Below are 22,545 nucleotides of genomic sequence, written 5' to 3'. Positions count from 1 at the left end.
GAGGACGATAGGTTGTGTATCGGGGTCCGGAGCGTCCGGTGCACGTCAAAGGAGAGTTGGGATGTTGAACGAGTTCAAGCAATTTATCGCCCGCGGCAACGTGATGGATCTGGCCGTCGGTGTCATCATCGGCGCGGCCTTCAGCAAGATCGTCGACAGCGTCGTCAACGACCTCGTCATGCCGGTCGTCGGCGCGCTGACGGGCGGCGGCTTCGATTTCTCCAACTATTTCCTCGTCCTCAGCGGCAATGTGACGGCGACGACGCTGGCGCAGGCGCGCGAGCAGGGCGCCATCTTCGCCTACGGCAATTTCATCACCGTTTTCATCAACTTCCTTATCCTCGCCTGGATCATTTTCATGATGATCAAGGGCGTGAACAGGCTGCGCGCCTCCGTCGAGCGCGACAAGCGCGAGGGCAAGGAAGAGCAGGCTCCGCCGCCGGCAGACGTCCAGCTGCTGACCGAAATCCGCGACCTGCTGCGCGCACCGCGCGTTTAAGCCGATCCATCACGAAAATCGATCGGACGGCCAGCGATTATCGCGTGATCGTCCGGTCGAAAGGGTCTAGGACGTCCGGGTCGTCGTCAACCGGACCGCAGCCAGCCATGTCGTCATTCTCGTCGCTTCCCCAGTCTTCCCGCGGTTCAACCGCCGCCGCAACCGGCCTCAGCGCCCGGGCGCTCGCCGCACCGCAGAGCGGCATTGTCGAGGTCGTGAACTATGCGCGCGGTCGCGAAGGGCTCATTCCGCTCTGGGTGGGCGAGGGCGATCTGCCGACGCCGGACTTCATCTCGCAGGCGGCACGGGCATCCCTGACGGCGGGCGAGACCTTTTATACCTGGCAGCGCGGCATCCCCGAGCTGCGTCAGGCGATCGTCCGCTATTATGACCGGCACTTCAACAAGACGCTCAGCATGGACAATGTCTTCGTCACCGGGTCCGGCATGCAGTCGATCAAGCTCTCGGTCGAGGCCGTGGCGTCTCCGGGCGACGAGCTTCTCTATCTCACACCGGCCTGGCCGAATTTCGCGGCCTCGGCCGAGCTTTCGGGTGCCTGCGCCATCGGCGTGCCCCTGTCGTTCACGGACGGCAAGTGGCAGCTGGATCTCGGTCGCATCGAGGCGGCGATCACGCCGCGCACCAAAGCGATCTTCGTCAACACGCCGTCGAACCCGACCGGCTGGACGGCAACGCAGTCCGATCTCGTCGCCCTTCTCGATCTCGCCCGCCGCCATGGGCTGTGGATCATCGCCGACGAAATCTACGCGCTCTACTTCTACGCCGATGCCCGCGCGCCGTCCTTCCTCGACGTGATGGACGACGAAGACCGGATCATTTTTGTCAACTCGTTTTCCAAGAACTGGTCGATGACCGGCTGGCGGGCAGGGTGGATCGTCGCTCCGGCAGAGATCGGTCAGGCGCTCGAGAACCTCATCCAGTATTCCACCTCCGGCGTTGCACCTTTCATCCAGGCCGGCGCCTGCGCCGCCCTCGATCACGGCGACGAATTCGCTCGCCAGAACGTCGTCAAGGCAACGATGTCGCGCGATATTCTGTGCGATGCGCTGATCGCGACGAACCGCGTGGAAACGCTGCGCCCGGATGGCGCCATCTATGCCTTCCTGAAGATCGACGGCATCACGGATGTCCGTGCGGCAGCGCTCGATATCGTCGATCGGACGTTGGTTGGCCTCGCACCCGGCACGGCGTTCGGTGCAGGCGGGGCGGGCTTCATGCGCGCCTGTTTCCTACGTGATCCGCTCCACATCCGCACCGCAGCCGACAGGCTCGCGAGCTATATCGCCGCGCTCTGATCCCGGAATGCACCGAAGGGGCTTGAGGTTGTGTCAGGTCCCTGAATGGGGCCCCTGCGGCGCGAGAATTTCTTCCTCCCGCACAATGCTGTGGCGGATCAGCTGTGCCCAGATCGCATCGTAGAATGCAGGATCGAGGCCGAGATCGGCGGCGTGGCGGCGGACATTGGCGCGGACCTCATCGACGCGGCTTGGGATGTCGGCGGGAAGGCCGGCTTTCGTCTTGATCTCGCCCGCCCTGCCGATATAGCTCCAGCGTTCTGCCAGAAGCTGCATGAGGGTCTCGTCAAGCCGATCGATCTCCGTCCGGATATCCGCCATCGATTGGCATTCTGCCGCCGTTTTCATCGCTACCATCCTTCTCGCCATCCGCCGAAACGACCGGCGCGGTCGTAACGCATGTCGCCTGACATATGAACCGAGGCAAGGGGAAAATGATCCCGTCGCTGACGACGCGTGCCAGCCGTTGATGATGAGGAGGGAGGGGAATGCCGGCGGGCGGATCGGGATCCGCATGGGTGCGGACATGCTGGATGCCGTATGCCCGCCGGCATGTGGCAAGAGATATCGTCGCAATCTTGAGCGAAGCTGCAGCCTACTGCATAATTCCTTAAATCGAAATCGATTTCAGGATAAAATTATGCAGAAGATACAAAGTGCTACAGCGAACCTGAGTGCGTCATATATGACGCACGGCGCTGTAGAAGCGAAAGACCAAGGGATGGAAATACCACGATCCGTAAAATTGTCCCGAACCGCTTAAGCCGATGCTGAGGGCCGTCGGCTATGGTCAGCCATCGACACCGTGCTTGCGGTGTCGCCTGATAGACTGTCCCGATTTTGAGCCGCAGGATCGTCCCGTCCTGCGGCCCTTTTTCGTCGGCCTTGCTGCCGTCCATATCCTGCCTATGATGCGCTATATGATGCATGCCGCGCTGTCGGGTGCTGTGCCCAGACAGGAGACACCATGGCGGAATTCGGCGTTCGGGATATGTCGGCCCCCCTCAAGCGCGTCCTCATGCGCCGCCCGGCGAAAAGCCTCATCGATGCCGACGCCGCCACGTGGCATTATGGTGCGGCTTTCGACGCTGAAAAAGCCATCCGTCAATATGGCGACTTTGCAAACTTCGTGGAGCAATCCGGTGCCGAAATCCTCTGGATCGAGGACAGAGGCGACGGTCTCGCCGATGCGATGTTCACGCAGGATCCGCTGTTGATGACGCCACATGGCGCGGTCCTCCTGCGGCCGGGCAAGGCGGAGCGGCGCAAGGAAGTCGCGCTGCACGAAGCCGCCTGCAAGAAGGCGGGCATTCCGATTCTCGGCCGCATCGACGGTTTTGGCACGGTCGAGGGCGGCGATGTCGTCTGGCTGGATGCGGAAACGTTGCTCATCGGCCGCGGATTGCGCACCAATGACGAAGGCATTGCCCAGCTAGCGACGATTCTTGCCGCACAAGGCGTCGATGCCCTCAGCTACGACGTGCCGCTCTGGAATGGCGACGATGCCTGCTTCCACCTGTCCTCGATCGTCAGCCCCTTGAGGCGCGATCTGGCGCTGGTCTTCGCGCCGCTTCTTCCCGTCGCGCTCTACCAGATCCTGCAGGAGTGGGGCATCAGCCTCGTCGAGGCTCCCGCCGACGAGTTCCATGCCAGCAATGGCGGCAGTCTCCAGGTTCTCGCGCTGAAGCCGGGCGAACTGGTGATGCTGTCAGGCTATCCGAAAACGCAGGCCGCGCTCGAGACAGCTGGCTGTACGGTTCAAACCTTCGAGGGCGACGCGCTCTGCGTGCCGTGCGAAGGTGGCCCGACCGGGCTGGTTTGCCCGCTCTTGCGCAGTGCCGGCTGAGGCGGCAAACGTCGTGCCTTGGCCTTCCGGCCATCTCTGCGGATAGAGCGTGATTTGACTTTGGTTGCCGGGAATGGTTGTAAGGCCCGCATCGACGGAGCGCCGCAACGCGACCAAATCAACGGAGCGCCGGGACGCGACCACGTTGAACAAGCGCCGGGACGCGACCCGCAGGGAAGGACAGGCCCGTGAACGACGGGATCGGCAGAACAAGCCGCCGCCAGCTATGGCGACAGGGCCGCCAGGAATGGCGCCGGGCAGTGTGGGGAGCCTCGACCAGGCTTCTGGCGCTGTTCTGGCTGTTTGCCGCCGTGCTCGCGATGCCGCTCGTCGCATCTGCCCAGATCGTCGCGTCGGGAACCGGCGCATCCTTGCGACCGGGCGACGTCTCCGACCGTGAGAACAGGGATGGCCGCGCGGCCGATACCGCGCTCTCCCGTCAGGCTTTGCGGGCGGCGCAGCCGGCAGACATCCGGTTCACCGCCGAGCGCGTGGACGCAAAGCCCGTTCCCGGCGGTCCCGACCCGTTCTTCCTCCCGGTCTTCCGCACACCAGCGCTTCTCCATCCGGTCACCGTTAGCGCCCCTTCAGGCCGCAGCCATCGTCTTGACGGCGGTGTCTCCGAGGCCGCCGAGGCCCGGGCGCCACCGGTTCGGGCGTCGTTCGGCCGCTGACGCGCCGGCCCCTTGCGCGTCATACCCTTTGCCTTCACGACCCGCCGCACCCATCAGGGGTTCAGGGCGGACGATATTGGAAACCCTTCATGCGCACATCGAAATGGGCCATTCTGGCCTATGTCGCGATTACCCTCTTCGGGATCATCGCGGCGCTTCCCAACGTTCTCTCGGTGGAAACGCAGCAGCGTTATGCCGCCTATCTCCCGGTCAAGCCGGTCACCCTCGGTCTCGACCTCAAGGGCGGCTCTCATCTCGTGCTCGAAGTCGATGCCGCCGGCCTGCGGCAGGCCCGGCTGAACACGCTTCTGGATGACATTCGCGGCGTGCTGCGCACCGAGCGCGTGCCCGTCTCCTCCGCCCGCATCGCCGGCGACGCCATCGTCGTCACGATCGCCGATGTGGACGCCCGCGGCCGCGTGGCTCCGAAGATCAACGCGCTCGCCGCTCCCGCAAGCCCGCTCGGCTTCGGCACGTCGTCTTCCGATATCGACGTCACCAGCACTGACGCCGCCATTACCGTGCGCCTGACCCAGGCCGGCCTCGACGAGCGCATGACGGCTGCCGTCGATCAGAGCCTCGAGATCATCCGTCGCCGCGTCGACCAGGTCGGCGTCGCCGAACCGCTCATCCAGCGCGTCGGCTCGGACCGCATCCTCGTCCAGCTGCCGGGTCTGCAGGACCCGACGCGCCTGCGTCAGCTTCTCGGCTCCACCGCCCAGATGAGCTTCCACATGGTCGACCAGACGGTCGATCCGAACGGTGTCGCGCCGCGCGGCGTCGATATCCTCGTCGGCGCCAACGATCCGGCGAAATATGCCGTCGAGACCCGCGTCGCCATTTCCGGCGAGCGTCTTGCCGACGCCAAGGCTGGCTTCAACCAGCAGACCAACGAGCCGATCGTCTCCTTCTCCTTCGACGCACAGGGCGCACGCCAGTTCGCCGAAATCACTCGCGACAATGTCGGTAAGCCCTTCGCCATCGTGCTCGACGGCAAGGTGCTGACGGCACCCGTCATCCGCGAGCCGATCCTTGGCGGGCAGGGCCAGATCTCGGGCAACTTCACCGCCCAGGAAGCCACCGTTCTCTCCGCACTCCTGCGCTCGGGCGCTCTGCCGGCGCCGCTCACCATCATCGAGGAACGCTCCGTCGGCCCGAACCTTGGCTCCGACTCGATCCGCATGGGCATCTTCACCGGCATCGCCGGCTTCATCCTCGTCGTCACGCTCATGCTCGTGCTCTACGGCTCCTGGGGCATGATCGCCAATATCGGCCTGCTGCTGCACACGATCCTGACGATCGGCGTGCTCGGCATGCTCGGCTCCACGCTGACGCTGCCCGGTATTGCCGGTATCATTCTCGGCATCGGCATGGCGGTCGACGCCAACATCCTCATCAACGCCCGTATCCGGGAAGAGACCGCAGCCGGTGCCGGCGCCATGAAGGCGCTCGATGTCGGCTTCAACAAGGCCTATGCCACCATCATCGACAGCAACGTCACGACGCTTGCGGGCACCGTGCTGCTGTTTGCCTTCGGCTCCGGCCCGGTCCGTGGCTTCGCCGTCACCATGATGCTCGGCATCGTCATCTCCATGTTCACCTCCATCACCGTCGTCCGCCTGATGATGCGCGAAGTGGTTGTACGCCGGAAGATGAAGAAGCTCGACATCCCGTGGCTGTTCGGCAAGGTCCGGCATCTGCCGCACTTCTCCTTCATGCGCGGCCGCTACATCGCCATCGCGACGTCGGCCTTCCTGTCGATCAGCTCCATCATCCTGTTCTTCACGCCGGGCCTGAACTACGGGATCGATTTCGTCGGCGGTATTCAGGTGGAGACCACGTCGAAGACGACGCTCGACCTGCCCAAGCTGCGCGAAAACCTCGAAGGCCTGAACCTTGGCGAAGTCGCGCTGCAGGAATTCGGCCAGGGCACCTCGGTTCTCATCCGCGTTCAGCGTCAGCCGGGCGGCGAGCAGGAACAAACGGTCGCATTGAACGCCATCAAGGGCGCCGTCGCGAGCTCCATTCCGGATGCCTCGTTCGAGCGTACGGAAGTGGTGGGTCCGACGATCAGTGCGGAGCTTGCACGTTCCGGCTTCCTCGCCGTGTCGCTCGCCATGCTCGCGATCCTGATCTACATCTGGTGGCGGTTCGAATGGCACTTTGCCGTGGGCGCCATTGCGGTTCTGCTGCTCGACATCACCAAGACCATCGGCTTCTTCGCGCTGACGGGGATCGACTTCAACCTCACGGCCATCGCCGCGGTGCTGACGATGATCGGCTACTCCGTCAACGACAAGGTCGTGGTCTACGACCGCATGCGAGAAAACCTGCGCAAGTACAAGTCGATGCCTTTCTCCGAGCTGATCGACATGTCGATCAACCAGGTTCTCGCGCGATGCATCTTCACCTCCATGGCGACGGCCTTCTCGCTGGTTCCCATGGCCATCTGGGGCGGCGACGCGGTGAAGAGCTTCGCCTGGCCGATGATCTTCGGCGTCATCGTCGCGACCACGTCGTCGATCTATATCGGCGGCCCGATCCTGCTGTTCCTCAGCCGCTGGTGGAAGGACCGGGAAACGGCCCGCGCGGCGGGCCTCCCGGGAGAGCCGGTCAAGGGCTGAGGCATTTCCAGCCGCAGCGGGATCGCTGCGGCTCCGGGCCGTCCGCCCGACAACGAAACGTCATGAAAATTTCACAGGGCGGCCCATCGGGCCGCCCTTTTTTCGTGCGAAGAACACACTAGATTCGTCGTGCCCGTTGGACGTTCCCGCAGACACGATCGAATCAGCATAGATTTCCGAATAATGGCGGAATATGGAATGAGACTATCGATAACGGCGCCTTTGAGAGTTATTTTGGAATGAGATTGCGTCAGACATGATTTTGTAATTGACTTCCGGTATAGACTGCATTAGTTTCAAATCATCCGCAGAGACCACGGTCGGCGGTATGTTTCCAGAAGGCCCGTTTGGAACGGGTAGAGCCAGAGGAGAGTGCATGTTCGACATTGACCGTACCGCTTCCCTCCGCGGCTCTCGTTCCCTGTGTCGTAAAGCAGTGGCAGATCGGTGGATGTGTTCGCTTTCGCGAATGTGACCCCGGCATAAACCATCAAGACTTGCGAAACTGACAGACACTCCCGCCTTTGGCGCGGAAGGAGCGTTCACTATGGAAAAGAACACCATCAACGCGAATGCGACCGCCAACCGGCAGGTCATTGAGATCAACGGCGAAGCTGTTGGCGTGGTCGTACCCGATGCCGGCACGCTGAAGTTCGTCGCCGTGAAGTACCATGTCTGGGAACTCGACGCGCAGCGCTTCGCCACCGCAGACGCTGCACGCCATGCGGTCGTCGCTCATCTCGCGGGTGCTCGCGCACGGCCCGGCCGACTGGCTGAAATGGCCGCCTGATACTGGCTGCCATGCCCTCGATCCATATTCTTGCTGCTTTCCCGGTAAAAACCTCGCTCCGGGGTGCGCTGCCTATGTCTGGAATGCGCCAAACGTGATAGTGTGGCGCGGCAGCACGCCTGAATTGTCGGGTGTAGGCCTCTCAGGACGAGCACGCGGAATGTTGACGAAAAAGGGTAAGTACGGATTGAAGGCGTTGGTTGATCTGGCGCATCTGGATCCGGGTGAGACGGCGTTCATCACCGAAATTGCGACCCGCAACAATATTCCGAAGAAGTTTCTCGACGCGATCCTGCTCGAACTGCGCAATGCCGGCTTCCTGAAGTCGAAGAAGGGGCCGGGCGGCGGCTATTCGCTGTCGCGTCCCGCAGCCCAGATTCGCATCGGGCAGGTGGTGCGCACGCTGGACGGCCCGCTGGCGCCGATCCGCTGTGCCAGCCGCACGGCCTACGAGGTCTGCGACGATTGCAACGATCCCGAAACCTGCGAAGTGCGCCGCTCGATGACCATCGTCCGGGATGCGATGGCCGATATCCTGGATTCGATGACGCTCGAAGATTTTATCGCCAACCCCGAAAAGCACCGCGTGGCGCTGCCGGACGAAACGGTGGTCCAGCGCGTCAGCTGAGCTTTTTTGCACGGCGCCGCACAGAGGCGCTTTTACCGGGACGCAGCGATATGGCTGACTTGGTACGTTGAGGTTTACGCGTTGATCTTTCCCCGCGCAGGGAGTAACCCGCGTTGAGATTGCCGGGAGAGATACAATGAGCCTTAGATCGATCGATGCCAGCCTGACTGAGGACAGCGCGATTCTCGACTCCATCGGACGCTCGCTTGCCACCACGGTTGACGGCGTCAATGCGCTCGCCACCAGCTTTGCCAATGATGCGGTCTTCGCGCGCAATCTGGCCGATGCCGTGACGCTGATTGCCGATCGCAATGGCCGTGTCGTCGTCTCCGGCGTCGGCAAGAGCGGCCATATCGGCCGCAAGATCGCGGCCACCATGGCGTCCACGGGAACGTCAGCCTATTTCGTGCATCCGACGGAAGCCAGCCACGGCGATCTCGGCATGATCACCTCGGACGATCTGCTCATCCTGCTGTCGTGGTCGGGCGAAACGGTCGAGCTCGGCAACATGCTGGCCTATGCCCAGCGCTTCAAGGTGCCGGTGATCTCGCTGACCTCGAACCGCGACAGCCTGCTCGCCCGCCATTCCACCGTGCCGATCGTCATTCCCAAGGTCAATGAAGCCTGCCCCCACGGACTGGCGCCGACCACCTCGGCGCTTCTTCAACTCGCTGTCGGCGATGCGCTGGCGATAGCACTTCTGGAGCGCCGCGGCTTTTCGGCCGAGGATTTCAAGACCTTCCATCCCGGCGGCAAGCTTGGGGCGCAGCTTCTGCTCGTCGGCGAACTCGCACATCGCAGCGATGCCATGCCGCTTCTGCCGCTCGGCGCGCAGATGGGGCAGGCGCTGATCGAGATGTCCTCCAAGGGCTTCGGCGTCGTCGGCGTCGTTGGCAAGGACGGCAAACTTGCGGGCGTCATCACCGATGGCGACTTGCGCCGCCATATGTCGGACGGTCTCCTGCAACAGACGGTCGAGGCGATCATGTCGGTCAAGCCGCGCGTGATCTCGCCGCAGCTGCTGGCAAGCGCTGCCATGCAGGTCATGCAGTCGAGCAAGGTAACGGTGCTTTTCCTGGTCGATGAAACCGAGACGCCGGTTGGCATCCTGCACATTCACGACCTCTTGCGCGCCGGCGTCGCGTGACGGTTAAGGTCGCGGTCGTTTGACCGGGCGCTTGCGCGGCGGCGGATCGATGAAGGCATCGGGCTCGTTGACATCGCGCGCGAGAAGACGTGCGGCAATCGCCTCCGCACCGGCATCCGTCCCGGCCTTCGAGTAGAAATTTCCCCGAACCTGAATGGCGGCCGCGACGAGCCGGAAGAAGGCCGTGCAGACATCGGCATCCGGCAGGCGCGGCGTGCGCCAGAAGGCATCGAGCGGCTGTTGATCCGTCAGCCTGTCGATGTCGAACATCGCGACGCCCAGTACCTTCACCGGCTTGCGTTGCTGCAGCGCATGCAGCCCGACGGTGGAGTTGACGGTCACGATGCCGGCGCTGAGCCCGATCAGCGCGGCGAGATCCCCGCCATCGAGAAACGAGACGCGTGAACCGAGCCCGAGGGCCGCAGCCTTTCGCGCGACCGTTCCGGCCCAGTCGACAAGGCCGTTGTCGAGCGGATGGATCTTCACCGCGAGCCGCGCGTCAGGTGCGGCAAAACGCGAAAACGACGTCAGGACCTCGTCGATCGCCTGCTGCTGGTCGTGATAGGGCGAATGCACCCGAAGCTGGAAATCCGTCTGCAGTTGCAGGGGAAAGATGAACAGGGGGCCGTGTCCCGCTTCGAGAGCCGAGATCGTCGCCTGCGCTTCCCGTAGGCGCCGTTTCTCCTGCACGAGCCTGAGGATCCACCCTCCATATTCCAGCAGCGGATGGTAGAGCGCGTGGCGGCGATAATGCGGGTAGAGGAACCACAGAAACGCATTTGGCAGATTGTAGAGCAGGTCGTAGGCGGCTTCCGCCAGAAACGTCTGGGAATACCTCCGCGTCCAGTCGGGTTCGGGCACGTCACGGGCTGCCCGCAGGATGTGGTCGGGATCATCCGGAAAGTGCGAGTTGGTGGACATGCCGTCACGCTCGAGCGTCAGCCAGTCCGGTCGCAGGTATCCCATCTCGATGACGTAGATGTCGATCGAGAGCCGCTTCGCAGCCTCCGTCGCGACCCGGTGGTAGGGGCGTTCCTCGCCCAGAAGGACGAGGTCGGTCACGCGGTGGCGCGTCAGAAAATCGGCAATCCAGCCAGCCCACGCCTCCGGGCGCCCCCGAAACGCGTATCCGCCGCGCCGGCGCCAGAAGATCCGGTCGCCGATATTGAGGTTCACCCGCAGGCAGGCATGCCCCTGAGCTTCCAGCCGGTCGGCGATCTTCATGAAGAGCGGCGACGACGGTCCTTCGAGAAACAGGAACACCCGCTGTGCCGTGCCAAATGCGTGCGTGCCGCCGAGGGTCATCGCCGCCTAGTCCAGCTCGTCCTTGTGAAGGTTCGCATGCTTCAGCATGGCCTTCAGCAGGTTCCAGGGCTCTTCGTTGCGCGGGAACACGGGCCCCTGCTGCAGCGTGCGGGCCGCCGCCAGCGGCGTGATGAAATAATCGGTGCGCGGGTCCGGGAAGGGGTCGGCGAAGGATTTCAGCAGCGGCGCATGGTCGCCGTAGAACACGAGCCAGACCGGCCGGTCGAGCTTGTTCAGATGATCGACCAGCTGGCCGAGCGCCCTGTCCGACTGCTGCAGGATCTCCAGATAGATACTGACGGGATCGCTATAGCCGGGAACGCGGCCGGGCTCCCACGGGCCGTGATTGGCCATGGAGGCGACGAAGATGAAGCTGCCCTTGTCGTCCTTTTGCTTGTCCACTGCCTCAATCACCTTGCGCGTCAGCGCGGTATCGGAGACATAGGGCCCGTCGCGCGCCGGATCGTGATCGAACGCGTCCAGCATCGTCATCTCCTCGAAGCCGAGCAGCGGCATCGCCTTGTGGCGGAGGAAAAACGTGCGGTCATAGGGGTGAATGAAGTGCGTCCGCCAGCCTGCCTTCTTGAGCTTCGTCGGCCACACGACGTCAGTGTAGTGCCGTGCCCGGAGATAGGGGTAGCTGGCATCCACATGAATATCGTCGGGCTGCAGCCCGCTCAGAACGGCAAATTCGGTGCGCAGCGTATACCCACCCTCGAACACCGTCGCGATGCGTCCCCACTGCGTAGAGAGCTTCTGCAACCGGTCGATGGTCGGAAGGCGAATGGAGTTGACGCCGTAATGGCGCATGTCGAGGAAGGACTCCGACTGCCAGACGACGACGAGCGGCGCCTTGTTCTCCGCATCATGCCCGATGAGGTCGTTGACGGCGGCGAAGAAGGCGCCGGAAAGCTCGTTGACGATCTTCTCCCGGCGGACGCCGAGCCAGATGATGAAATGGAACACGACGGAGGAGAAGGTGCCGAAACGGACGGTGCTGACCTTGGCATCGGGCTTGCCGACGAGCCGCTGCACGAGGTCCGCCGTCGGCGTGTTGACCGGGCCCCAGAAGAGCGAGATCCAGGGCAGGGCGGCGGCGATGACCATCACCACGACATAGAACGGCTCGGCATGGTTCGGGAGCACGTTCGGCTCGAAATACATGTAGAGGCCGGACACGCCGAAGACATAGCCGAAAGCGACGAACCAAAAGACGATGTTCAGGGAGTTCGCATAGAAGATCGACTTGTATTTGAAGACATCCGCCACCAGCGCGATGTCGGAAAACACCAGGGGTTCGCGGATGAACCGGAACTTGGCGCGCGAGATCGCGGTGAAGATGATGAAGAAGCTCATGCAACCAGCGGCACCATACAGCGGGCGCCAGGAGATGGCGAAGAAGAACGCATAGATGATGGCGACGACCGGCATGCGGGCTATGCCGTCACGCAGCCCGTGCCACACAGTCCTGTTTGCCGGCATGTTGCGGCGGCGCTCGCGCGCGGGCAGAGCGAACCTGTCGGTGAACCACGCAACGAGGAACGAGAGCGTGAAGCAGACGAGGATCAACGAGACCGGATGATCGTGAAGCTGGAGCGATGTCGACGGCAAACGAAACCCTTCAATATCGCGGCGTGAGCGCCGTCACGTCGCGCCCGAGTTCTAGAGGCAATCACGATGGGTGACAAGCGTTGTCACGGTTCCGTTACTCTCTGTAGGCGGCGAATCTGCCGGTCGAAGTGCCAGTCGATGAGGGGGCGCACGAGCGGAGCGAGCCTCCCGAGCGCGAGAAGCGTCAGCCCGAAATAGATGTCGAAGCGCCCGCGATCGAGTGCCAGCACCATGTGGGTCGCCACCTGCTCGGCGCTCCAGGGCTTGACCTGACCCATGATCACCTCGGCTTCCGCCGGACGTGCTGCGCGTTCCCGCTCCAGTTGTGGTGTCTGGGTGTCGGGCGGGAAGCAGATGGAGACCGTGACACCCTTCGGCTTTGCTTCCGATCGCAAGGCCTCGGCAAAACCCCGCAGCGCGAATTTCGATGCGCAATAGGCGGCATATCCGGGAATGCCGATCAGCCCCGCGCCGGATGAGACGAGCATGATACGCCCCCGTCCGCGTGCGCACATCTGCGCATAGACGGCACGAACCGCATGGACGGAGCCGGAGAGGTTGACGGCGATCTGGCGATCGAAGTCGGCCTCCGTCTGGTTTTCGAAAGGGGAGGGCTCCACAATGCCGGCCGAGCAGATCAGGATGTCGCAGGGACCGGCTTCCGCTTCGCAGGCACGGATCGCCGCGCCCACGGTGTCCGCATTCGCAACATCCGCCGCGGCGATGTGAACGCGCCCTTCGTTTCCCTCGCGCAGTGCGATTTGCGCCGCTTCGAGCGCCGCCATGCCGCGCGCGATGAGAGAAACGCGATAGCCGCGATGAACATAGATCCGTGCGACGGCGAGGCCGATACCGCTCGATCCACCGGTGATGACCACATGTGTCATGCGACGCCCAGCGGTCTGGACGCGTGCGTCACCGAAGACCGTCGCGCCCGTTTCACCGGGCCGCCAGCAGTTTCATCATCTGCTGGATGTCGATGGAAGCCAGCCCGAAATTGCGGTCGGTCAGGTCTTTGAGCTTCTCCGCCGTCAGCGCCACCGTCTTGCGGATCTGCTCTTCGGTATGCTCGCTGGTGATGAAGAAGCGCAGGCGCGCCAGGCCTTCGGGCACGGCAGGGTGAATGATCGGAAGCGCATTGACGCCGGCCGCCAGGAGGTCGTTCGAAAGCTGCACCGCCCGCAGGCTGTCGCCGACGAGAACCGGTACGACGGAGAAACCGGCGCTGAGCCCGGTGTCGAGACCGGCTTCCTGCGCAAGCTTCAGGAACAGCGTTCCGTTGCGCCGGAGGGCTGCGGCACGCTGCGGTTCGCTCTCCAGAATATCGAGGCTGCCGATGGCCGCGGCCGTCAGCGCCGGTGCGAGGCCAACGCTGTAGACGAAACCGCCCGCCGTTGCCTTGAGAACGGACGCGAGCGCCGCGTTGCCGGCGATATAGCCGCCACAGCTTGCCGTCGTCTTCGACAGCGTGCCCATCCAGATATCGACCTCTTTCGGGTCGATGCCGTAATGCTCGAACGTACCGCGACCGCGACGGCCGAGAATGCCGAGGGAGTGCGCCTCGTCCACCATCAGCCAGAAGCCGTATTCCGCCTTGAGCTTGAGGATGGCCGGCAGGTTCGCCACGTCGCCATCCATCGAATAGATGCCTTCGACGACCACCAGGATGCGCCGGTAATCGCCGGACACCGTCCGCAGCACCGTTTCGAGGTCCTGGGCGTCGTTGTGCTTGAACAGACGACGCGTGGCGCCCGAAAGCTTGATGCCGGCAAGGGCGCTGTTGTGGATGAACTCGTCATGGACGACGAGATCCTTCGGGCCGAGCAGGCAGCTGATCGCCGCGACATTGGTCAGGTAACCGCTAACGAAGCAAACCGCAGCATCCACGCCGTAAAAGCGGGCGATCCGCTCTTCCAGCTCGCCATGCACCGGGCGCTCGCCGGCCACGAGGCGGCTGGCCGACGCCGAAATGCCATAGGTGCCGATCGCCTCGTTCGCCTTCTCCAGCACATGCGGGTGACGGTTCAGGCCGAGATAGTCGTAGGAGGCGAAGTTGATCAGCTCGCGACCATTGATGATGGTCGTCGCGCCGGCCGCCGTCGCATGGGCACGGTAGAAGGGATTGTCGATACCGAGCTGCGCGCTCGCCGCCTCCTGCGTCTGCACCTGCTTGTACTCCGGCAGGTCCTCGAACCGCATCTGCGTCCGGCGCACCGGTGTCGGAACCTCGCGTTCGGAGCGGGCCATCCGGTTGCGCTCGGACGACTGATGCGTGTTGCGCATCCGGTCGAGCAGGTTCTCCCGGATGCTGCTGTTCATCTTCGATGCGGCAGGTTGCCGGTCGTCGCTCATTGGCTTGCAGCTTTCTCCGGAGACGTCGCCTTATGGCGCTGGGTCAGTTCGCTCAGGATCTTGTCTTCCGTCGGCGGCTCTTCCTCGTCGCTTCCCTGGTCGCGCTTGCTGACCTTTTCGTACAGCTTGTGCGCAACGTCCCCAACGGTCGTATTGTCGGCGACGCCCGAGAGCGGCATGTCAAATCCCGTATTCTGCTGGAAGCTGATGCCGAGTTCAACGGCCATCAGACTGTCCAGCCCGATTTCCTTCAAGACCTTGTTCCGGGAGATCGTATCCTTGGAAACCCGCAGAATTGCGGCGATTTCGTTGGCCACAAGCTCATAAAGCAGATCTTCGCCCTCCTGCGGCGATTTGCCCTCGATCATAGCGACGAGATCGAGCGTGCTGCCGTCGCTGCTGCCGGTGTGCTGGTCGGCGGTGCGCATCACCACCTCGAACAGGGGCTGGCGAACGACCGGCAGATTGCGCGCGGCCGCCCAGTCGAACTCGGCAACCATGGCGGTCGCGGCATTCACCGTGCCGGGGTCGGCAACGATATAGGCTTCCACCTGGTCGAGCGCCGCCTGCGCTTTCAGCGCGGTCTTGCCGATGCGCTTCGACAGGATGTCGTTGACCTCGGTATTCTGCGCCAAATAGCCGGTATCGGCGATCGCGCCGAAGCCGATGGCGAGACCCTTCAGCCCCGCTGCCCGCCGCGCCCGCGCCAGTCCCTCGAGATAGCCGTTGGCCGCGACGTAATTGCCCTGGCCAGGATTGCCGACCAAGGTCGTTGCCGACGAGAACAACAGGAAGAGGTCGAGATCGTCCTTCCGCGTCAGGCTGTCGAGCACGGCAGCGCCCTTCGCCTTGGTGTCGATGACGGGGCGGTTGCGCGCCCGGTCGAGATTGGAGATCAGCGCATCGTCAAGCACCATGGCGGCATGAATGATGCCCTTCAGCGGGCCTTCGCGCCGCAGCGTTGCGAGCATCGCAGCCGTCGCATCGACATTGGTGATATCGCAGGCGTGAACGCTGGCAACGACGCCCTTGGCGTCCCAGCGCTGAATCGCATCCAGCGTGTCCGCATCGGCCACACCGCGACGGGTGGTGAGCGCGATCCGGCGGGCACCCTTTTCCACGAGCCAATTAGCGGCGGCAAGGCCGAAGCCGCCGATACCGCCGACGACCAGATGCACGCCGTCGCCGGACACCGTCATCCGCGCGCCAGCGGCTGCCGAAACGGAATCCCGGCCGGCAACAGGCGGAAGCACGACGATCTTGCCGATATGCCCGGCATTCTGCATGAGGCGGAAGGCATTGCCGATCTCGTCATGCGCGAAGGCACGATAGGGCAGCGGCACGAACTTGCCCTCTTCGAACAGCTGCCCGACCTCGGCGAAGATCCGCTTGGTCAGGTCCGGCTGGTTGACAAGCAGCTGGTCGGCATCGATGCCGAAATAGCTGATGTTCCGGCGGAACGGGCGAAGCCCGATCTTGCTGTCGGCAAAGTAGTCGCGCTTGCCGAGTTCCAGGAACCGGCCGAAGGGTTTGACCAGCGACAGGCTCTGCTCCATCGCCTCGGCAAAGAGCGAGTTCAGAACGAGATCGACGCCCTCGCCACGGGTCACGGCGCGAATGTCCTCCACGAAGGACAGCGAACGCGAATCGAAGACGTGATCGGCACCCAGCATCGTCAGGAAGTGACGTTTTTCGCGGGTGCCGGCGGTGGCGATCACCTTGGCACCGGCATGCTTTGCCACCTGCAGCGCTGCAAGACCGACACCGCCGGCCGCGCCATGGATGAGGATGGTCTCGCCGGCGCGGATGCGGCCGAGTTCGATCATCGCATAATAGGCCGTGAGGAAGGCGACGGGAACCGTCGCGGCGGCAACCGGGCTGACCGTTTCCGGCAACCGGGCGATGCCGGCGCGCGCGACCACGGCATGCGTCGAAAAGGCGGCCGAGGCCATGGCCATGACGGGATCGCCGATGGCAAGGTCCGTGATGTCACTGCCGAGCGCGACCACATGGCCGGAAAGCTCCATGCCGATGGTCGCACCGGCAAATCCGTCCTCCAGGGCCTCTTCCGGAAGAAGGCCCATGGCCCACATCACGTCACGGAAGTTGAGACCGGTGGCCGCGACTTCGACGACGACATCCGTCGGGCCGGGTTCCGGCAGGCTGGTGGCTTCCCACGCGATGCTGCCGACCTGCGAGGCCACACGCTGGCGGATGGTTGCAGCCTCGAACGACTGCGTCTGGCGAAGGGTGCCTTCGACCGGGCCGGGAACGGCACGGATCTCCTGCGCATGACCGTCGATGACGGCCCATTCGCGGTTCTCGTGTTCACTCTCGATCAGCGCTGCCGCAAGAGCGAGCACTGTCTCGACTTCAGACGGGGTCGCAGCGGGCGCGTCGACCGCGTGAAGATCGATCAGGTCGTATTCGTTCTGGAGAACGCGGCAGAAGGTCCAGACGCCGCTGTTCAGCGCAGACGTTGCGGCGACCGGCGATCCGCCCGGAGCAACCAGTGCCAGGTGCGGACGCTCGTCGCCCGTGGGTTCACGATCCGCATGATGCGCGCGGACGGCTTCGCCGAAGGCACTGAGCGACAGGACGATGGTCTGCAAATGCTCGGAATCCTCGAGCGTGTCCGCCGACGGCGCAGGCGACAGGTAGACCGCCCGGATGGCGCGCCCATGAAGCGCCTTGAACGCTTCGAGGAGCTGCACCTTGTCGGTCTCTTCGCCCGTGAGCGTCACGGGCACGATCGCACAGTCGGAAATGGATGCCGGCAAGGCGGCGGTCGCAGCCGCTGTCCCGAGCACAAGGATTGGGTGGTGCGATACGGGTGCCGAAACGTCTGGCGAGGCTGCGTCGAGCGCAGATCGGCCGGCTCTCGCCTCAAGCGCGATCAGCGCGCCATAGGCCCCTTCGCGATCATCGACGACGATATCAGCGAGCCTCAGGTCGGAAAGACATTTTTCCCACTGCGGTGCGGTTGCAAACCGACCGATCGGGAATTCCGGCGACTGGCTTCGGGCAAACCATCCGTCCGTCAGGCCATAGGCGAAATCGCTGAACACGGTCGGCGCTGTCGTCACGGCGATGAAGGCGCCGCCCGGGCGCAGGGCGTGACCGAGAATGCCACGAAGCGACGGATCTTCGTCCGCCAGGGCAAACAGCATCTCGGAGGCACTGACGACGATATCGACTGTCTTGACCGACGTGAACGCGTCCTTCTTCAGGACGGAGACGCGCGCATCGTCTTCGAACGCGATTTCAAGGTTGCGTTGCGCATTGTCGCGCGGCTCGATCACGGCAAGGCTTGCGCCATGGCGCACGGCAAGAGCCGCAAGGCGCCGCGTGAAACTGGCCGACACGGTGCCAAGCTCGATGATGCGAAGGCCGTTTTCGGCCGACGAGAGAGCCTGCTCCAGTGCCGCGTACACCATGTCGGTCCGCTGGCGGGTGGCCAGCGAGTGGACGGCCTGATGATCGAGCGTGGCCTCGCTGATGAAGCTCGTCGTCTGAACGACGGTGTCTTCGCCGCCCTGGCCGGAGAGTTCCGTAGCATAGAGCGCCGACAGGCGATCGAGCGCTTCCGTGTAGGCATCGTTGATCAGCACGGCCTCGACGGCGCGTGCGGCATTTTCGGCGTAGAGTTCCTTCAGGATTTCGCTGACCGGAGGCAGCGCGAAGTCCGCCGCCACTGTCCAGCGATTGTCGGTATGCTCTGCAAGGCCTGCATCTCCGAGAACGACGAGGCAGTTGCTGAGGAAGCAGCGGAAGCCGACATCGCCGGGCAGAAGCCGCATGTCTACCTGGTTGCCGCCGCGCGCGAGCTTCAGCGCGATTTCGTGGCAGGCCCGGTAGATGGCCGCGTTGAAGAGCAGCGTCGTGTTGTCGATCCCGTCGCCGCCATCGGCCGGCAGGAGGACAGCCGGCAGTGGTTTCGGCTGCGCGGGCCGCATGGCTGCCAGTGTATCGGAGGGCACGGCCTCGTAGTGGTAGGACAGCATGTCCAGCGTCTTGTGCTGGCGCAGATAGGTCCGGCGGAAGCGGCAGTCGTCGAATGCGGCGACGAGCTTGCCGTCCTCGCCGTAAAAGCGGAACTTGGCCTTGATGGAGTTCGCGCTGACACGCTCCACCTCGGCGATCGCCCGCTTGATCACCTGGCCCGAGGCTGCAAGCCGAACCGAGCCGAACCGAACGGGGATATAGGGTGCGCCGCCAGCTTCGCCGGTAAACCGGCCAAACAGCGCCACCATGCCGTGGAAGGTCGCATCGACGGAGATCGGATTGAGGCTGTAGGACACGAAGGGGTGTCCCGCCTCGGACGGCGTCTTCAGCTCGACATCGATGAACCGTTCGCCGAACGCGACGGCTTTCGACAGCAGCTGGAATCTCGGACCGTAATCCAGTCCGAACTGCCGCGCTGTCTCGTAGGCCTTCGCCGCAAGAACGGTTTCCGTCTTTTCGAGACCCTTGAAGTCAGGCCGGATGTGGTCGTTGCGCGCGATCGGCTTGCGGCAGCGGGCAACCGCATGCACCGCCCAGTCGTCTTCCGTCAGGCGCTCGCGCGAGCGGATTTCGATGTCGCCGGTTTCCGGTGACAGAAGCGTCGAGAGCTCCATGATCCTGGTGTCGCCGAGTTCCAGCGGGCGTACGATTTCAAGATTGGTGATCTCGACCTCGCTGGTGCCATAGAACTGCTGCGCCGCGGAGATCGCGATCTCGATGAAGCCGCTGCCCGGCAGGATGGACTTTCCATCGACGACGTGTTCGGCGAGATCCGGAAAGAGATGTCCGTCGATATGGTTCTTCCAGCTGCCACCGTTCAGATCGGCGCGCCAGCCGGCAAGCGTATAGGGAACGCGGGAGCCGCGGCCGAAGAGGTCGGCGCTATCGCTGGTGACGGCCGGCCGGAGTTCGGTCGGCTCGAACGGCAGCAGCGGCAGGCGCACGGACGCATTCCGCTTGCCGAAGAGGCGTGCCGGATTGCAGTCGGCACCATGCGCGATGGCGCGGGCCATGGCGCGCGACACCGGGTCGATCCCCTTGGCCGCAACTTCCTTCAGCAAGGTGGGCACCACGATGCCCGGCGCGGTCGCCGCCTTGATCGTTTCCTTGACGTAGGACGACAGGATCGGGCGTGGCGAGATTTCGAGGAACAGCGTGCAGCCGAGCGCGATGGCCGCTTCCGTCGCGGCCTGGAAGCGAACCGGCTCGCGCACGTTCTTCCACCAGTAGTCGACATCCAGCTGAGACCCGTCGAGGCGCTCGCCGGTGACGGTGGAGAGATAGGCGATCTCGGTGGTGCGCGGCGCCAGGTCCGGAATATCGCCCATGAAGGCTTTTTTGGCCTGGTCGATGATCGGGTGGTGGAACGGGTAGTTGATGTCGAGGATCTGGACCGGGATCTTCGCCTTGCGGGCGGCATCCCGGAACGCGGTCACTTCGGCCACGGGCCCCGAGATGGTCACGGAGTTGCGGGCATTGACGGCGGCGACGCAGACATTGGCGATGCCGTGCTTCTCTGCGAAGGCCTGAGCGGCTTCGTCGCCGAGCATGACGGCGGCCATGGTGCCTTTGCCGGCCAGCAGGTCCTGATGCAGCGAGCGTTTTGCGACGATCGCCACCGCATCGACCAGCGACAGGGCGCCGGCCGCATAGGCTGCAGCGATTTCGCCGACGGAATGGCCGAAAACGGCCGTCGGCTTGATTCCCATGGCAACCAGCGAATCCGACAGGGCTGCCTGCACCGCAAAGAGCAGCGGCTGGGCGATCTTGGTGTCGGCCAGCTTATGGGCAAGGTCCGGATCGGTCAGCAGCGCTGCGAGATCGAGGTCCGCGTGGAACTTGAACAGAGCGCTGATCGAGGTGAAGCACTGGCGGAAATGCAGGTTTTCGCGGAAGGCGTCCGCACCCATGCCGGCCCACTGCGAGCCGTTTCCGGAAAACACGAAGGCGACCTTCGCATCCCGCGTCACGGCTTCGCCGGTCTCGCCGAGATCGGACGCCGGAGCTTCGATATGGCTCGAAATAGCGCGGATGATGTCTTCGGGGTTCTCGCTGCGTGCCGCAAAGCGGTGGCGCATGGCCGTGCGGTTGGCACCGGACGCGGCGATGATGGCACGGGCTTCCTCGCGGGAGGCCTTGGCGAAGGACGACTTGTAGGCGCGCAGAAGCTCTTCGAGGCTGCTCGCCGTATGGGCGCTCGCCATGAACATATGACCGGAAGCCGCGTTGCGCTGGCGGTCTTCGGATACGGGCTCGGGATCGGAAATCACGACATGCGCATTGGCGCCGCCGAAGCCGAAGGAGTTGATGCCGGCGAGGCGCGCGCGCTTGCCGCGCAGAAGCTCGATCGGGTTCGCCGTGACGCGCACGTTCAATCCGTCGAAGTCGATGTTTTCGTTCGGCGTATCGAAATGCAGCGATGCCGGGAGATAATTGTTCTCGAGCGCCATGACGGCCTTCAGCATGCCGAAGAGGCCGGAGGCGGGCTCGGTGTGCCCGATATTCGACTTGATGGAGCCGATCGGTACCGGCGCGCGCCGGTTGGTGCCGATGACCGTGCCGATCGACCAGACTTCCGCCGGGTCGCCGACCTTGGTGCCGGTCCCATGGCCTTCGACGAAGGCGACCTGGTTGGCGTCGATATTGTTGCCTTCGTAGATCGACCGCAGCAGGGCTGCCTGGGACTCGCGCGACGGCAGCGAAATGCCGTTCGTGCGGCCGGCCGAGTTGGTGCCCGTCGCGACGATACGCGCGTAGCTGCGATCCTTTTCCTGCCGGGCCCGATCGGAGCGGCGCAGGACGAACACGACGCCGCCTTCTGCACGCACATAGCCAGCGCCGTCATTGTCATAGGCGCGGCACAGGCCTTCGGGCGACAGCATGCGCGCCTGCGCAAAGCCGACGAATGGCAGGGGATGAGCGAGAATATTGATGCCGCCGACGATGGCGGTGTCGATCTCTCCGGCATTCAGCGCCCGCATCGCCTGATCGAGCGCGACGATGGAGGACGAACAGGCCGTATCGATGGTCATGGACGGGCCGCTGAGCCCGAAGATGTGGGAGATCCGGTTTGAAATGACGGACAGCGTATTGCCGGTCATGAAGTAGGGGCCGGCAGCCGCCGGGTCTTCGACCGTGAGGTTCGCATGGTCGAGGCTCGACGCGCCGACATAGACGCCGACATTTTCGCCCTGGAGCGAGGTCAGCGAGATGTTGGCGTCTTCGACCGCGCGCCATGCCAGTTGCAAGAGAACGCGCTGCTGCGGATCCATATACATGGCTTCGCGCTGCGACATGCCGAAGGCGGCGGGATCGAAACCATAGATGTCGTCGATCACCCCAGCGGCAAACGAATAGGTCTTGCCGGGGTTGCCCATCTCGGGATGCCAGAAGCGAGCAAGGTCCCACCGATCCGATGGAATCTGCGTTACCGCACATTTGCCCTGCCGCAGAAGCCGGAAAAGCGCTTGAGGCGAATCAGCTCCCGGAGCGACGCAGGCGCGCCCTATGATTTCTGCTGTCATCTTTTATCGAACGCTCTGAACTGTCTGCGGTGTGACTTGCTGATTGCACTTGGGTCCCGAAAAATCAATCAGAACTTCTCCTGGATGGCAGTCCCTGCCTCGGGACTCGGACACAATGACTCTGTGTATGTGAGGTATAACTAAAACAAATATCGTGGATATATGCGTCTAAATTTTCAACTTTACGGCGCAACAGCCAGCGCCTTGATGAGTACAGCAACAAG

The 22,545-nt window shown here is 63.6% G+C and carries 13 protein-coding genes and 1 pseudogene; 8 read left to right on the top strand and 6 right to left on the bottom strand.

The window, feature by feature from the left end:
* Positions 1 to 61: 61 nt before the first annotated feature.
* Both mscL and G8E10_RS01345 read left to right on the top strand, forming a co-directional pair.
* The gene (gene mscL / locus G8E10_RS01350) at positions 62 to 499 is read left to right on the top strand and encodes a large conductance mechanosensitive channel protein MscL (protein WP_110800171.1); all 438 of its coding nucleotides are present in this window, start codon (positions 62 to 64) and stop codon (positions 497 to 499) included.
* A gap of 107 nt (positions 500 to 606) precedes the next feature.
* The gene (locus G8E10_RS01345) at positions 607 to 1,815 is read left to right on the top strand and encodes a pyridoxal phosphate-dependent aminotransferase (RefSeq protein ID WP_167126161.1); all 1,209 of its coding nucleotides are present in this window, start codon (positions 607 to 609) and stop codon (positions 1,813 to 1,815) included.
* A gap of 33 nt (positions 1,816 to 1,848) precedes the next feature.
* Here G8E10_RS01345 and G8E10_RS01340 read toward each other — a convergent pair whose 3' ends face one another.
* Positions 1,849 to 2,163, bottom strand: a complete 315-nt coding sequence (locus G8E10_RS01340; RefSeq protein ID WP_110800169.1) for a chorismate mutase family protein — start codon at positions 2,161 to 2,163, stop codon at positions 1,849 to 1,851.
* Positions 2,164 to 2,782: 619 nt separating this feature from the next.
* Between G8E10_RS01340 and G8E10_RS01335 the strand changes: the two genes are divergently transcribed.
* From G8E10_RS01335 to G8E10_RS01310, 6 genes are all read left to right on the top strand, one after another.
* Positions 2,783 to 3,661, top strand: a complete 879-nt coding sequence (locus tag G8E10_RS01335) for a dimethylarginine dimethylaminohydrolase family protein (protein ID WP_167126158.1) — start codon at positions 2,783 to 2,785, stop codon at positions 3,659 to 3,661.
* 188 nt (positions 3,662 to 3,849) lie between these two features.
* Positions 3,850 to 4,335, top strand: coding sequence for a hypothetical protein (locus G8E10_RS01330; RefSeq protein ID WP_167126155.1), 486 nt, complete (start codon positions 3,850 to 3,852; stop codon positions 4,333 to 4,335).
* Between the two features lie 89 nt (positions 4,336 to 4,424).
* Positions 4,425 to 6,959 carry a protein translocase subunit SecD gene (gene secD / locus G8E10_RS01325; RefSeq protein ID WP_132446149.1) on the top strand — a complete coding sequence of 845 codons (2,535 nt, stop codon included), beginning with the start codon at positions 4,425 to 4,427 and terminating at the stop codon, positions 6,957 to 6,959.
* Between the two features lie 547 nt (positions 6,960 to 7,506).
* A complete protein-coding gene (locus G8E10_RS01320) occupies positions 7,507 to 7,749 on the top strand; it encodes a hypothetical protein (protein WP_110800165.1) in 243 nt (80 codons plus the stop codon).
* A 160-nt stretch (positions 7,750 to 7,909) separates the two neighbouring features.
* Entirely contained in the window at positions 7,910 to 8,377 is a 468-nt protein-coding gene (locus G8E10_RS01315; RefSeq protein ID WP_132663936.1) for an RrF2 family transcriptional regulator, read from the top strand.
* Positions 8,378 to 8,513: 136 nt separating this feature from the next.
* Complete coding sequence (locus tag G8E10_RS01310; RefSeq protein WP_110800164.1) at positions 8,514 to 9,524, top strand: KpsF/GutQ family sugar-phosphate isomerase; 1,011 nt, start codon at positions 8,514 to 8,516, stop codon at positions 9,522 to 9,524.
* On the opposite strand, the pseudogene G8E10_RS01305 reads toward G8E10_RS01310, so the two are convergent.
* The 5 genes and pseudogenes from G8E10_RS01305 to G8E10_RS01285 form a co-directional block, all read right to left on the bottom strand.
* Positions 9,494 to 10,829 (bottom strand): annotated as a pseudogene (locus G8E10_RS01305) (capsule biosynthesis protein). The gene G8E10_RS01310 and the pseudogene G8E10_RS01305 sit on opposite strands and share 31 nt — an antisense overlap.
* 6 nt (positions 10,830 to 10,835) lie before the next feature.
* The gene (locus G8E10_RS01300) at positions 10,836 to 12,440 is read right to left on the bottom strand and encodes an LTA synthase family protein (protein ID WP_132663932.1); all 1,605 of its coding nucleotides are present in this window, start codon (positions 12,438 to 12,440) and stop codon (positions 10,836 to 10,838) included.
* 83 nt (positions 12,441 to 12,523) lie between these two features.
* Positions 12,524 to 13,327, bottom strand: a complete 804-nt coding sequence (locus G8E10_RS01295) for an SDR family oxidoreductase (protein ID WP_167126149.1) — start codon at positions 13,325 to 13,327, stop codon at positions 12,524 to 12,526.
* A 52-nt stretch (positions 13,328 to 13,379) separates the two neighbouring features.
* The gene (locus tag G8E10_RS01290) at positions 13,380 to 14,792 is read right to left on the bottom strand and encodes an aminotransferase class I/II-fold pyridoxal phosphate-dependent enzyme (RefSeq protein ID WP_167126146.1); all 1,413 of its coding nucleotides are present in this window, start codon (positions 14,790 to 14,792) and stop codon (positions 13,380 to 13,382) included.
* A complete protein-coding gene (locus G8E10_RS01285) occupies positions 14,789 to 22,321 on the bottom strand; it encodes a type I polyketide synthase (RefSeq protein WP_167126143.1) in 7,533 nt (2,510 codons plus the stop codon). Before G8E10_RS01285 ends, G8E10_RS01290 begins: the two co-directional genes overlap by 4 nt.
* Positions 22,322 to 22,545 lie beyond the last annotated feature (224 nt).

It is taken from the genome of Ferranicluibacter rubi (assembly GCF_011603255.1).
GTDB classification, from domain to species: Bacteria; Pseudomonadota; Alphaproteobacteria; order Rhizobiales; family Rhizobiaceae; genus Ferranicluibacter; species Ferranicluibacter rubi.
The sequence above is the reverse complement of the archived record's forward strand: the minus strand, read 5'-3'. Positions and strand labels throughout refer to the sequence as shown.